The organism is Azospirillum griseum (assembly GCF_003966125.1).
GTDB classification, from domain to species: Bacteria; Pseudomonadota; Alphaproteobacteria; order Azospirillales; family Azospirillaceae; genus Azospirillum; species Azospirillum griseum.
Genome location: NZ_RXMA01000053.1, coordinates 1 through 13,156, shown reverse-complemented (window position 1 = coordinate 13,156; position 13,156 = coordinate 1). Strand labels below are relative to the sequence as shown.

Below are 13,156 nucleotides of genomic sequence, written 5' to 3'. Positions count from 1 at the left end.
CGAGTCTACCCGCAGCGACTCCCGCTGAAAATCCCCGACCGCACCACAAGCCAAGCCGATTCATCTATTTTGAATCGGCTCCTTATGTCGGACGCAATCCCAACACCACCGACTACCTGTACCGGCTGCACAACGACTATGAGCGGGTTCTGCAGAAGGACCTGTCCGCCATCATCCATCCCGTCGAGACCACCGCATCGGGATTCGCCCTGATCGGCTGCTCCGGCATCGGCAAGACCAGGAGCGTCGAGCGCATCCTGCATCTCTATCCGAAGGTCATTCATCATCAGGAGCCGTTCAGCCTGGAGCAGGTGGTCTGGCTGAAGCTGGAATGCCCGCACAAGGGATCGGTGAAGCAGCTCTGCATCAGCTTCTTCCACGAAATGGACAAGCTGCTCCACACCCGCTACGCAGCCCGCTACGGCTCCAGCCGTCTATCCATCGACACCATGGTCGTCCACATGGCGGAAGTGGCCGACCGGCACGCCCTTGGTCTGCTGGTGATCGACGAGATACAGCATCTCGTGCGCGCACGTGGCACCGGCCGGGACGACTTGCTCACCTTCCTGGTGGCCTTGGTGAACACCATCGGCATCCCGGTGATGATCGTCGGCACCCCGGCCGCTATGCCGTTACTTCAAAGCGCCTTCCGGGAAGCACGCAGGGCCAGCGGCCTCGGCAGCCTGATCTGGGAACGGCACGCCGAGGACGCGACCTGGAACCATTTCATCGACCGAATGTGGCGCTATCAATGGACACGCGAACCGACACCACTGACGGACGATCTCCGCCGCGTGCTGTACGCGGAAAGTCAAGGCATCGTCGACCTGGTCGTCAAGCTTTACATGCTGGCGCAGCTTCAGGTCATTCAGCTCAATGCCGTCACCGGACGGGATAAGAGCGAGCGGCTGACCATCGGCCTCTTCAAGCACGTCGCCGCCGACGCGTTCCGCTTGCTGGCACCGATGATCACGGCGCTGAGACAGAACGACCGTGCTGCCCTGGAAAAGTACGACGACCTCCGGCCCTTGGATGACTACGTGTTCCAAGCCTTCCAAACGGCGACAGCCCGACTGACGCCTACGCCCGCCAAGCCGACAGCGGAGCCGCCGGAACCTCTGCCCATTTTCCCCGCCCAGGATGGAAGCGAAGCCGTTCTGATCTCCCTGGAAGGACTCGGCCTCGCCCGTGACATCGCTCAAGTTCTGCTGACCCAAGCGAAAGCCGAAAACCCAGGCCTCGGTCCTCTCGACCTGGTCGCGACGATTGCCGCGAAACTCCGCGAGCGCGGGCCTGAGGTAAAGCCAGTAAAGCCCCGCCGCAACCAGCAGAAGACCCCCATGCCCGCGCGGCCTATCGACCCTGTCGACTTGCGTGTAATCGTTTCCACCGCAACGTCAGCGGGGGCAACCGGCTACGATGCGCTTCTGGCAGCAGGTGTCGTCAAGCCGCCGCTGCAGGACATCGCAGCGTGAGGAGCGTCGGCGATGCTATCCTATTTTCCGGCGCCTTATCCCGACGAGCTGCTTTACAGCCTTCTGGCTCGCTATCACCGCCACACCTGTTCGGTCAGTTCCAAAGGAACGCTGGAGGATCTTTTTGGAAGCCGGAACGTCAGAGCGACGGTGGATCTGCCGGGACATCTCGGCGCGCTGAGCCGTCATCTGCCACCCGACAAAGATCTCACAGCGGAGAGGCTTGCCTCCGAGTTCACGCTCTTCCCCTACTACGTTGCATTCCAGCCGCCGATGGTCGTCGCCGATGTCCTTGCTGCCTTGACCCATGGCAGGGCCGACGGCATTCACCTGCGCCTCGGGATTGCGACCACCACGGTGTCCGCTGCCACCGCATTGCGCTACTGCCCGGCCTGTCACGCCGATGCACTTACCAGATGGGGTGAACGTTATTGGCGCCGCGCCCATCAGCTTCCTGGAGTGCTGGTCTGCCCCGACCATGGGGTCCCTTTGACGGACAGCAGTGTGGTCCCCAGCCTCGGGCACCAGCACGAGTTCGTCGCCGCAGATCATCGGAACTGCGGATCAGAATCTGTGCCGCCGGTGTGGGCGAATGACCACAAGTCCCGGGCAATTCTGCTGGACATTGCCCAGCGCAGCGCCGCCCTTCTCAATGGTCGGCGGTGGGGCATGAACCCGGTCGACCTGACTGCTCGCTACCGCCACGCTCTGATTGACCGCCGTTTCGCCTCTGCCAGCGGGCGCGTCGACCAGCGGCATCTGCACGACGCCTTCGCCGCCGTGTTCGCGCCGGCGTGCTCGGCTTTGCCGGAGCTGGAGGGCACCACCTGGCTGACGTCCATCGTGCGCAAGCATCGCCATGCCTTCCACCCGCTGCACCACATCCTGTTCGGATTATTGCTCGACCGATCCGACCCCGCGCCCAAAGTGGCGCACCTCACTCCCCGGCGGGTCGTTGCGACCACCGAGTTTACCAATCGACTGCGTGATCTGGTGAGGCAGGGGGAAGGCTTGCGTGCGACCGCACGGGCTTTGAATGTGGACCCGAACACCGTTCGCCTGCTGTCAAACGACATCCCGAACTGCCCCCCTGGCGACACGAGGAACTGCCCCCCTGTTGCCGTTCAGGCGGTGGTCGGTTGAGGCGCCGCAGCGGGCTTCTGCAGAAGCCCGCTGCGGCGCTTTTCGCGAAGTCGATAGCTGTCACCTCGGATGGTGACGACGTGGCTGTGGTGGAGCAGTCGATCGAGGATCGCCGTTGCCACGACGGGATCGCCGAAAACGCTGCCCCATTCCCCCACTGCCCGGTTGGAGGTCACCAGCATCGCTCCCTTCTCGTAGCGCCGGCTGACGAGCTGGAAGAACAGGTGAGCGGCATCCGGCTCGAAGGGCAGATAGCCCAATTCGTCGACGATCAGCAGCTTGGGCTTGGTGTACTGCAGCAACTTTTCCTCCAGCCGGCCATCGGCATGGGCCTTGGCGAGTTGGGCCACCAGGGTCGTCGCCGGGCTGAACAGCACCGAGTAGCCGGCGACGATCGCCTCCCGTCCGATGGCCACCGCCAGATGCGTCTTGCCCACCCCCGGCGGGCCGAGAAACAGCACCGCCTCGCCGTTGGCGATAAAGCGTCCCGACGCGATCTCCCGGATCTGCGCTTTGTCGAGCGACGGCTGGGCGGCGAAGTCGAAGCCGGCCAGCTCGCGCACGAAGGGGAAGCGGGCCAGCCCGAAGCCCATGTCGATGCGACGCTGGTCGCGGCGGGCGATCTCCCGTTCGCAGAACAGCGCCAGGGACTCCCGGATCGTCAGTTCCCGCCGGCCGGCCTCGTCGATCAGGCTGTCGAGCTGGTCGCGCAAGGCCGTCAGCTTCAGCCGGTTCAGCATGGCGATCAGATGATCATGCTCGCTCATCAGAAGCCTCCTCCGGCCACGGCCTCGTATTCGGCCAGCGGGCGCAACAGCGCCGACACCGCGGCCACCGCGCCATCGTCCTCGGGCCGAACGACGCGGACCGGGCGGCCGTCCGCCCCGGCGACGCCGACCAGATGGGCGTCCTGCATCGATCGCCCATGCCGCCCCTTCAGTTCGGCATGCACCGCCACCTCGCGGCCGACATGGAGAACCCGCAGCGTGCCGGCCTCCACCATCACCCGGACCCGCTCGCCGATCAGCCGCCAGGGCACCGAATAGGCGTTGCCGTCCACCTCCACCGCGCAATCCGTCCCGACCCGCCGAACCAGGTCGCGCGCCATGGTGAAGGGCGGGATGCCGGCCAGCGGCTTCAGCGCCTGGGCCTCCTCCCGCCGAAACCGCTCGATCGGCGCCTCGCCGGTCGTGCCGTGACAGCGCTGATCGGCGATGTCCCGCGTCCAGGCCTCCAGGTGCGCTTCCAACTCCGCCCAGGTCGCGAAGGAGCGGCCGGCGATGGCGTTGCGCTTGACGTAGCCGACGCCGCGCTCGTCCTTGCCCTTGGTGCGCGCCCGGTACGGCGCGCAGGCCCGCACCCGGAAGCCCCAGTGCCGGGCAAAGGCGTGCAGGCGCGGGTGCAGCACCACTTCCCGGCTGGCCGGATCGTGATGCAGGACCAGCGCCCGCGCGTTGTCGAGCAGAACCTCCTCAGGTACACCGCCGAAGGCCCGGAAGGCGCTTTCCAGGCCGTCGAACCAGCTGTCCTGCTTCTCATGCCCGTAGGCCCGCACGTGCAGCCGCCGGGAAAAGCCCAACGTCGCCACGAACAGGAACACCACCGTCGCCACCCCGCCGATGTCGACGCGCCGGACGCCGAAGTCGATCTGCATCTGCTCGCCCGGCCGCGTCTCGAAGCGCACCGTCGCCTGCGCCTGGGCGACCAGTTCCCGGCGCAACGGCGCCACCGCCCGCTCCACCGTCCGCAGGCTGACCGCGATCCCTTTCTCCCGCGCCAATTCCTGCCGGATCACGTCGGCATTCCCAGCGTGCCGACGGAAGCGCTCGGCCAGCCAATCGCCGTGATCATCCAGCCGTTTCGACCGCGACGGTGACGCGCAGGGCCGCCAGCCACCCAGACCGAGCCACCGCTTCACCGTGTGCTTGGAGCAGCCCAGTTCCGCCGCGATCCGCTTCACCCCCCAGCCCAGCGCCTTCAGCTTCAGCATCGCAGACACGTCATCCGGCGCCTTCATCACGTCCCTCCGCGGTTCACAGCCCCGCGGAATAGCCTCGTTCAAGCACTCCATCCCTCAAGTCCCCTTCTCTCAAGGGGGGCAATTCCTCATGGCGAAAGGGGGGCAGTTTGACGTGTCACCTGACACCTGCACGCCACGAGACTCGGCATCGACACCCCATGGCGCCCCTTGTTCCGGCCCCGCGCTGCTGCGAAGGACGATCTGGGGCCTGCGATCAGAGAACGCTGGCTAGAGCTGCAGCGCCGGGAACCGCAGCTCGGCCGCAAGGCACTTGCACGCCGTCTGCCGGCCGAACACACGTGGCTATATCGTCATGACCGAGCGTGGCTGGACGCCCATTCGCCACTATCTAGGTTACGCTCCCCTCCCCGGAACCGCATGAACTGGGCGGCCGTTGACCAGGCAATGGCGCATGCCCTGCGGCAAACCGCCGAACAGATCCTGTCTCAGAGTCCGCCGATGCGGGTTACGCTCGCGGAACTGGAGCGGCAGCTAGGTCGCCCTGGCTGGGCCGGCAAGCGCCGCGCCAAGCTTCCGGAAACACAGGCGACTTTGGCGGACGTCACTGAGAGCGTTGAGGCGTTCCGGCTGCGCCGCATTGCCTGGGCGCGGGAGGCTCTGGAACGGTCGGAAGGATCCGCGCCGGCTTGGAAGGTCCACCGCCTCGCAGGCCTGCCGGATCATCTGTCGGAAGCCGTTAGACATGCTCTGGACGCAACCGCCATCCCATGCCAATAATTCAGACATTTAAGGAACAGGGCGAAGATCTCGAGCTCATTTGGCTTGCCGGTTTCATTGAGGATGCCGAACGCGGATGGCTGGTCAATGCCGTCACCCGTGGAATGACCTCCGGTCGGCTGCGGATGCGTCCGGTCCCTATCGGCCTGCTGCCGCTGCTGGCGCCGGGACGGTGCTTCGTGAACGGCGCCCCCGCCCACGCTGCCCGGCGCGGCAGCATTACAGAGATTTTCATCGGTGACGCCCACGCCGGGATCGAGATAACTTCAGACGCGGTGCCACCGGAAATGATTGGCACCGGCGACAACAAGCGCGGGACCCAGCGGCTATTCCGATACCGCTGGAACGGAATGGAGATCTTGGTCCCAACCACCGAAATGGTCCGGTACTTTTTCGCCCACAACAAGACGATGGCGAACGCTTTGATGCGTCCAGGGGGATTGATGGAACTGTGCCGGCCGGAGCAACCCGGTTTCCATCCCGACCTGCATCTGCATTTCACGGCGAAGATGCCGCTATCGGCCCTGAAGCCGCCGTTCGTGGCGGAGTTTGCCTGGATCGCCGTCCATCCCGAGGGTCGCCGGTCGTGGGACAGCGTCGCAGAATATACCGCCGGACAACCCTACGTCCGCTTCCTCCTACCGCGGATCAAGAACTCCCGTTGGATGGTCCGCATGGTTCACAGCGGCAACACCGCTCTTGTTCTGGAAATTCTGAACGCCACCGGCAAAGAGCATCCCTGCGACGTCTTGCGGTATTCACACCCGTCGATGCGATCCGACATCGTTTCTTCCGGCGAACCGGCCTCTGACGACGAAGATGAAGCTCCTGCCAACCCGAGGCCGGTGCGAGAGATCCGCGATTACGTAGTGGACGAACATAACGGTGCCACCCGCACCGACGTCCATCAATCAGCGCTTCCAGGCCCCGCCAAGGGCAGCGGCTTCGACCGAGTGATCGATATCGTCAGGATGACGGAGAAGGAGCACCGTGCCACCGACATAGAAGCCGATGGAAAAAAGCAGGGGAAGCAACCGTCTCGTACAAGCGATCCGGACGAGTTGCAACAACGCCGGCAGGTGCGCATCCGGGCCAGCGTTGCAGAGGAAGGCTTCGAGGCTCGGCTGCCGCCGATTGAGTTCGAACTGCTGGAACCGGCGGAGCCGGGCTATACCGGCAGCCTGGAACCACTGATCTCCGCATTACACCAGATGTCCGGATTGGTGCCTGGAATCAGCGTTGCGATGTCGCTGTGTGTGCTGAAGATTGGGCGGGCATTTTCCTATGCAGGACGACACCGCCGGCCATGCCTCGTTGCAGCTATTTGGCCGCCCTCCCACCCACCAATGGTGCTGCTTGACGTCGATCACGCCGACGACGTAGCGCTGTCCTCTCTGGTACTGATCTTCCGCCGACATCTGCCGTTCCGCGAGATGGAAGAACCCATCAAGGCGCTGCTGGACGGACTGGTCACCAACAGTGGCCGCTGGAATTTGGTAGCCGCCGAGCCTTTCGCCGGCGTATGCGATTACCTCCGGCTGCCCAGGGTTCTCCGACACCAGGAGCGCACGGAACAAGCTGCCTACCATAAAGCCTGGGCACTGAGATTGATTGATCGGCTGAGCCTGGAAACGGCGTAACGTTTTTCTCCTCACAGCTGCAGCTTCGCCATCCGACAGATCATTCGGTCGATGAACGTAGCTAAGGATTTGTCCCCGCCATTCAACCTGGCATACCAGTCAGAAAATCCCTATTTTAATTTCGATTGCAATGGCTTAAAATAAGATCTTTGGTAGGGGCTACCTTGGCTCGCTGCCGTATTTCTGATCCACGATAATAATTCGCCGTCCTGGTAAGGGGTTGCATAGGTATGAGTGTAGGTATCGCGGTTCCGACGCAAATTTCGCCTGCACTCGCGAACGTCGACGCCAAATTATTGCGCGAGCTTGCCAAGCCTGCGGCTGATCCGGATTTTTGGTCGCCGAAAGCGCGCGACCGCAGTGACAGCGCCCATTGTATTTTTCTGTACCCGGCGATGATGGTGCCGGTAGTACAACGACGCTTGCTCGATGCGGTACTTACCACGCAATCCGGTGTAAAATCGATCTACGATCCCTTCGTCGGTTCGGGCACGTCACTAGTCAGTGGAATGCACTACGGGCTGGCCACGTATGGCAACGACATCAATCCTCTGGCAGTTCTGATAAGTCGCGTCCGTACTTCCAGGGAGTTCGACGGCTCGATTCGTGCTATTTGTGAGAAGGTTGTAAGCAACGCAGAGGTCGACGGATCCTCCATTATCGAAACGGAACTTAAAAATTGGCAGAAATGGTTTAAGACTGATGTAGCAATTGAGCTATCGCGCCTTCGGCGCGCCATTCGAAATGAGTCCGATTTATGGGTACGGCGGTTCTTGTGGGTAACCTTGGCCGAGACCATACGGTTGACGAGTAACGACAGAACATCGACCTATAAACTACATGCCCGCTCTGCAGAAGATATTGAGCGCCGCAATCTTTCACCAATTAAAGTCTTTATGGAGCTTTCGTTGAAGAATAGCACCAGCTTTCATAAATTCCGCAGAGAACTTCACAATAAAAACAAAATTGATAACGGCGCATATTGCGCAAACACAAAAATCATTCTGGCAGATGCCCGGGACGATCTTGTCAATATGTGGGAAGGACATGCACCTTTTGATTTGTTGATGACATCACCGCCGTACGGTGACAATATTACTACGGTGACCTACGGTCAACATTCGTATCTGCCGCTTAACTGGATTGATTTTACAGATATCGATCCAGCCGCTGATATCAACTCTTTGAGAACGACTCAAGAGATCGACCGACGAGGCCTCGGTGGACGAACCATAGTTACTGCATCTGATGAGGAAGCATTGTTCTCGTTGTCGCCGACGCTGAAGAAGTTTGCCGACACCATGTCGGCCCATCCAAAAGACGGTCGTGTGCGACTCATGCGCTTCTACCGTGACTTTTCGAAGAGTCTTGAGATGTTGACCCGCCAACTTCGCCCAAACGGCTACATGATTTGGACGGTTGGCAACCGCAACATCGGCGGACAACAGGTTCCAACCGACGGTATCCTTGGCGAGTTGCTGGAGGGTCAGCGTTGCCGGCTAGTGACGACGTTGAGGCGAACCATCCATCACAAACGCATGCCCGACCGCAACGCTAGTTCCAAGACGATGCGCGAAGAAAAGATCGTCTTAGCCCGCAAGTTAGCCGACTGATCGCTACATGACGACCGAACCGCATTTTGAGATCAGCGCTGCTGTTGTCCGGCAGCTCGGAGACGAGCTGGTGTCCGACGAGGTCACCGCCATCGTTGAATTGGTCAAAAACGCTTACGATGCTGACGCGTCCTATGCCCACGTAGTCGTCGATACCAAGGCCGCATTGCCTGAAGGTCAGACGTTATTCCCTGGTGTGAAAGGGTACATTACCATCGATGACGATGGGATTGGAATGGACCGGTCGGATATCGAGCGCGGGTGGCTCTATATCTCGCTATCCCATAAGCGGGCAAAAAAGGCCAAGGGAGAGACGACGATCAAGGGGCGCACGCCGCTTGGCGATAAGGGACTGGGTCGGCTGAGTTCGCAGAAACTCGGAGATAATCTTGAGATTATTACCCGTAAGGACGGCGACGCAACGTCGCTTCACGTTGCGTTCTCCTGGAATGCCTTTACCGACGAGACCACTCTGACTTCGGTCCCGGTGACCATTGCGCCTGCTGCCACGCAGCGCAAAAAAGGCACAAGGCTGGTAATTTCCGGACTACGCAATCCCGATGTATGGCGGGGCGCCGAGCTAGAAAAATTAGCAAATGATCTGTCGCAAATCATCGCACCATTTCCAGATGCTCGCCCGTTCATCGTTACTCTTAAGATTGACGGCAGAACTATTGATCTCGGCGAGATTTCAAGTCAGATCAGAAGTGCTGCTGTAGCGCGATATACCGTCGACTATAAAAATGGCCAGCTGGACCTCGCCGGACGAATTCGCCTTTCCAAATTTCGTGGCAATTTAAGCGGAGGAGAGCTAGAGTTTTTTGAAAAAAATGTTCTTGCTTCACGTGGTCGCGATTTTTACGCCTATTTGAATGAGCGTAAGCCAGTGTGTCCAATGCGATACAGCGACGATCCTGGTTACTTTATTGAATTTAACTTCTCGGTTGAAATAAAGAGTTTGGGCGAGATCGCGATGATTGTCGGCCCAGATGGCACGCGGATTGCGGCCGATCCTGGACCGTTTCACTGTGAAATCGATGAATTTTCTCTTCGAGTCGGCGAAGAAGCAGTGCAACTCAGCGGGCTCGCCAACGCCACTGAGGTCAAGCAAGCCATCAAGTTACACGCTGGTGTGAAGGTCTTCCGCGACGGTTTCGCGGTGATACCTTATGGAATTAATGGTGAGGATTGGCTTCGTCTCGGCACGCAGCAAACCAGCGCAACTTCTTATTATGGCTTGCGGCCGGCCAATGTTGTTGGCTTCGTGAAGATATCAGAGGCCGAAAATTCCCAGCTAAAGGATAAGACTGATCGTCAAGGCTTTATCGCCAACGCGCATTCGCGAAATTTCAATCGATTGATGACGACAGCTACGGAGAAAATCGCCGATTTCCTTGAATGGATCCGGAGATGCTTCAATACCTATAAAGTTGATCGCTTGTCGCGAGGCGTACCATTTGCTGACGGACAGACCCAAATTACAAAGGCGCGCGAGGTATCAAGAGCCCTCGCCAACTATTCACAGCGTGCGAACAAGCTGAATAGCTCTGCCTCCCAAATCCACCGCCGGGTCGCTGAGGTCACCAAGCGCATCAAAGAGGAACCGATTTTCGCCACGGCCGCAGAGCGGCGTTTGGAGCCACTCCTCAACGAGGCACGCGAAGCTCTGGAGGCATCGCAAGCACTATTTGCAGAACTCCAGAAGTATTCTGCTGACGCCAAGAGCCTCGAAGCATATGTAGCGACTCTTGCTCCACGTCTCGACGTATTAAAGTCTCAACTAGACGATTTTGCTGAATTGGCGGGACTTGGTATGCATGCCGAGATGCTGTCGCATGAGGCTCACAATCAGACGGACAAGATACTACTACAGGCAAAAACGGCCGCGGAAAAGGCGCGACGGGCTGAACCGGAAAATAAGCCGCTACTCCTATTTTCCCTGGATGTAACGTCCTCATCCATGGCATTGCGACGTCAGATCAATCATTTGACCCCGTCCTTGCGGCTTCAACGAGACCGGATTGAAATATTTCCGATAGCGGAATTGATTGACAGTGCACGCCGCTACTTCGAGGAACGGTGGATTGGGACCTCCATGACCTTCGTTGTAGATGCGACGAATAGCTTTAAGGTGGCGACTCATCGCGGCCGATTGCTTCAAGTGGTCGACAACATCATCATTAACTCCGAATACTGGTTAAAATCAGCCATCCTATCGGATAAACCGCCAACAGTACACGTGCAAATCGATATCCCATGCCTGCGGATTTGGGACAATGGACCTGGGGTCGATACGGCAGTCGAAGAAAACCTGTTTGAACCCTTTGTCACTCTCAAACCCAAACATATCGGACGCGGGCTTGGTCTCTTCATCTCATCGCAAATAGCATCGTCGATGGGATGCGAGTTAACCTTACGGTATGATCGCAACGATGCCGGACGTCGTTACATATTCGAACTGGACCTCGCGAGTATTACCCATGCTGAACAGTAACTATAACTTAGCCGAATCCAAAGAGGCGCGGCGAAAAATTGCTCAGCTTTTCGAAAGCTTGCAAATTGGAAAGGTTGTCGCCGTTGACGACATGTTCATCCCGGATTTGAATGTCTCCGGGATTATTGGTATGCTCGAAGAGGTGGACGGATTAGCGGATATCCTAAGGCCCTGGATGCCTGAGGTCGATTTCAATGGCGACGTGGAAATCCTGTATGACCAGATCGCAGCAGCACTTAGCAATATGGATACAGAGAATCGTGAGAACCTTCTGAAGGTGTTATTTAATCACGACCCAAACACGAATGATTTCCAAGATTTAGTTCTGTTGAAGAAAGTTCTTCCAGAGACAATACCGCTGGAGATTATCACTCCGATTCAATGGTACGAACGCCAACACGAATTGATTTCCGAGGCATCCGAACAAAGAAGAACAATATTTCTTTTTGATCAAGAATTGAAAGTTGACCAGCACGATTTCGGCTTTCAGAAGGGGACTGATATTATTAGAGCTATGTCGCTTTCACATCCGACTCACTTCGGGTCTCACTGGTTCTGCGGACTATTGTCACATACCCTACAGGGAGGAGAGGAGATTGAGCATTGGCAGACACTAGCGGAAAAGAGCGGCATAAAGCTTAAATTTTTTATGCCGATCGCTAAGAGTAATTTGGAACAGAGTGATAGCTTTCACTCAGCCATTTATCGCGCCCTAATCACCACATATTGCGAAAATTTGAAGGAAATAGCCGAAGCAGGATTTAATGAGTCCGTAAAAGCGGTCATTGATCGCTTTATTAGACTTGACCCGCTCGATTTCGAGCACATCATCGTTAATTCATCCCTGCACGAAGGCGTATCTGAGTTAGAGACTTTGATTCGACTTTACGGTCTTCTTGCAAGAGACGAGGTAAAGCGCTCCATCTTGCATAAGAAGCGGTTGATGGACTTTCTATCTGCCGCTACGGCAGTTAACACGTTGGCAGATATTGACCGCAAACTTCCCGGCGAAGCTAAGGCACGTTTATATCAGTTAAGGCGAGATGAACTCTATGAATGCGCCGAGCTCGTAAATGGTGTCCACGATCCATTGCGAAATGGAGACCTGTTCGAGGTTGGCGATAAGAAGCAGCCATACGTGCTGATCGCCCAACCCTGCGATCTTATGGTTCGGATGAAGGAAGGCAAAGGAAAACGCGCACGTGAGGATAACTTCAAAATTGCCGTGCTTGCCCCCATACATACTTCAATCATGGTTGATAACCCCATAGACTGTGGGGCTCTAAGCTTTAACCTTCCAAACTTTGGAATGGAGGGAAACCAGCTTGGGAGGGTTGATTTTGCTCCAGCGACAGTTGTGGATCTCTGCGTCCTTGACCTCGCCGTAATGAACGCCACGGGCGATTGCGTTATGGACTTTTCCAAGATAGATGCGGCGAAAGTGGCAATTCCCACCCGAGCATGGCGAGAACGCGCGTCAATACTCGAAAAGAAATTCAAGTCGCTTAAAACTAAAATCGAAGAAGCCAACAAGAAATATAAGGGAAATGACGCCGCAGATCAACTAACCAAAGCATGGATGCCCAGATGCGGCCTCTCAAACGATTTAAAGAAGCTCGGGAAGTATGAAGGCGGCATTTTTACATATCCCATTCGCCGATGCGGCCGCATTCGGGAACCGCTGGCAAACTGGCTTCTTTCAGCGTTTAGTCGATACCTTGCGCGCGACGCTTACGATCATGATTATTCGGAAGAAAAGCAGAAAAAGAGGCCCCTCGATGCGCAATATGTGGAATTTAGTGGGGGCATTTGACCGATGTGGGTTGATAATAAATGGATAAGGACCCGGCTGCGATTTCTTTGCGTAGAAATGTATATGACAATTCTATTCTCAACTCGCGAGTTGACATGCCTCCTACTATCACCCAGGCCTTCCCGCCGATCGACCTAGCCGCAATTATGCACCAGGGTTGGCGGGTGTAGCGCAAACCGTTGATCGGGCGTAGAATTTGGGTGCTGAAGCCAACTCCCGC

The 13,156-nt window shown here is 57.7% G+C and carries 9 protein-coding genes; 7 read left to right on the top strand and 2 right to left on the bottom strand.

Translation table 11 applies throughout. The annotated features are described in order from the left end of the window. Together EJ903_RS25375 and EJ903_RS25370 are read left to right on the top strand one after the other, a co-directional pair. Nucleotides 1-1,475: ATP-binding protein (locus tag EJ903_RS25375; RefSeq protein ID WP_148105306.1), on the top strand; the 1,475-nt coding region annotated here is incomplete at its 5' end. 12 nt (nucleotides 1,476-1,487) lie between these two features. Next, the gene (locus EJ903_RS25370; RefSeq protein ID WP_126620669.1) at nucleotides 1,488-2,618 is read left to right on the top strand and encodes a TnsD family Tn7-like transposition protein; all 1,131 of its coding nucleotides are present in this window, start codon (nucleotides 1,488-1,490) and stop codon (nucleotides 2,616-2,618) included. On the opposite strand, the gene istB is transcribed toward EJ903_RS25370, so the two are convergent. Next, nucleotides 2,600-3,385: an IS21-like element helper ATPase IstB gene (istB, locus tag EJ903_RS25365; protein ID WP_126620668.1), complete on the bottom strand. Its 786-nt coding sequence runs from the start codon at nucleotides 3,383-3,385 to the stop codon at nucleotides 2,600-2,602. The genes EJ903_RS25370 and istB overlap by 19 nt on opposite strands. After that, entirely contained in the window at nucleotides 3,385-4,689 is a 1,305-nt protein-coding gene (istA, locus tag EJ903_RS25360; protein ID WP_174237362.1) for an IS21 family transposase, read from the bottom strand. The genes istB and istA overlap by 1 nt, the downstream gene beginning before the upstream one ends. Before the next feature lie 117 nt (nucleotides 4,690-4,806). On the opposite strand from istA, the gene EJ903_RS25355 reads away from it, so the two are divergent. From EJ903_RS25355 to EJ903_RS25335, 5 genes are all read left to right on the top strand, one after another. Continuing rightward, nucleotides 4,807-5,376, top strand: a complete 570-nt coding sequence (locus EJ903_RS25355) for a TnsD family Tn7-like transposition protein (RefSeq protein WP_158628010.1) — start codon at nucleotides 4,807-4,809, stop codon at nucleotides 5,374-5,376. Beyond that, complete coding sequence (locus EJ903_RS25350; RefSeq protein ID WP_126620665.1) at nucleotides 5,367-7,016, top strand: hypothetical protein; 1,650 nt, start codon at nucleotides 5,367-5,369, stop codon at nucleotides 7,014-7,016. The genes EJ903_RS25355 and EJ903_RS25350 overlap by 10 nt, the downstream gene beginning before the upstream one ends. A 230-nt stretch (nucleotides 7,017-7,246) precedes the next feature. After that, a complete protein-coding gene (locus EJ903_RS25345; protein WP_126620664.1) occupies nucleotides 7,247-8,629 on the top strand; it encodes a hypothetical protein in 1,383 nt (460 codons plus the stop codon). Between the two features lie 7 nt (nucleotides 8,630-8,636). Beyond that, nucleotides 8,637-11,123 carry an ATP-binding protein gene (locus EJ903_RS25340; RefSeq protein WP_126620663.1) on the top strand — a complete coding sequence of 829 codons (2,487 nt, stop codon included), beginning with the start codon at nucleotides 8,637-8,639 and terminating at the stop codon, nucleotides 11,121-11,123. Continuing rightward, on the top strand, nucleotides 11,110-12,936 hold the full coding sequence (locus EJ903_RS25335) for a hypothetical protein (protein WP_126620662.1): 1,827 nt from the start codon (nucleotides 11,110-11,112) through the stop codon (nucleotides 12,934-12,936). Before EJ903_RS25340 ends, EJ903_RS25335 begins: the two co-directional genes overlap by 14 nt. Nucleotides 12,937-13,156 lie beyond the last annotated feature (220 nt).

What these genes read in the sequence shown, in the direction of transcription:
- EJ903_RS25370 (WP_126620669.1), top strand. Translation starts at nt 1,488, where the DNA reads ATGCTATCCTATTTTCCGGCGCCTTATCCCGACGAGCTGCTTTACAGC.
- EJ903_RS25345 (WP_126620664.1), top strand. Translation starts at nt 7,247, where the DNA reads ATGAGTGTAGGTATCGCGGTTCCGACGCAAATTTCGCCTGCACTCGCG.
- EJ903_RS25340 (WP_126620663.1), top strand. Translation starts at nt 8,637, where the DNA reads ATGACGACCGAACCGCATTTTGAGATCAGCGCTGCTGTTGTCCGGCAG.
- istA (WP_174237362.1), bottom strand. Translation starts at nt 4,689, where the DNA reads ATGGAGTGCTTGAACGAGGCTATTCCGCGGGGCTGTGAACCGCGGAGG.
- istB (WP_126620668.1), bottom strand. Translation starts at nt 3,385, where the DNA reads ATGAGCGAGCATGATCATCTGATCGCCATGCTGAACCGGCTGAAGCTG.
- EJ903_RS25335 (WP_126620662.1), top strand. Translation starts at nt 11,110, where the DNA reads ATGCTGAACAGTAACTATAACTTAGCCGAATCCAAAGAGGCGCGGCGA.
- EJ903_RS25350 (WP_126620665.1), top strand. Translation starts at nt 5,367, where the DNA reads ATGCCAATAATTCAGACATTTAAGGAACAGGGCGAAGATCTCGAGCTC.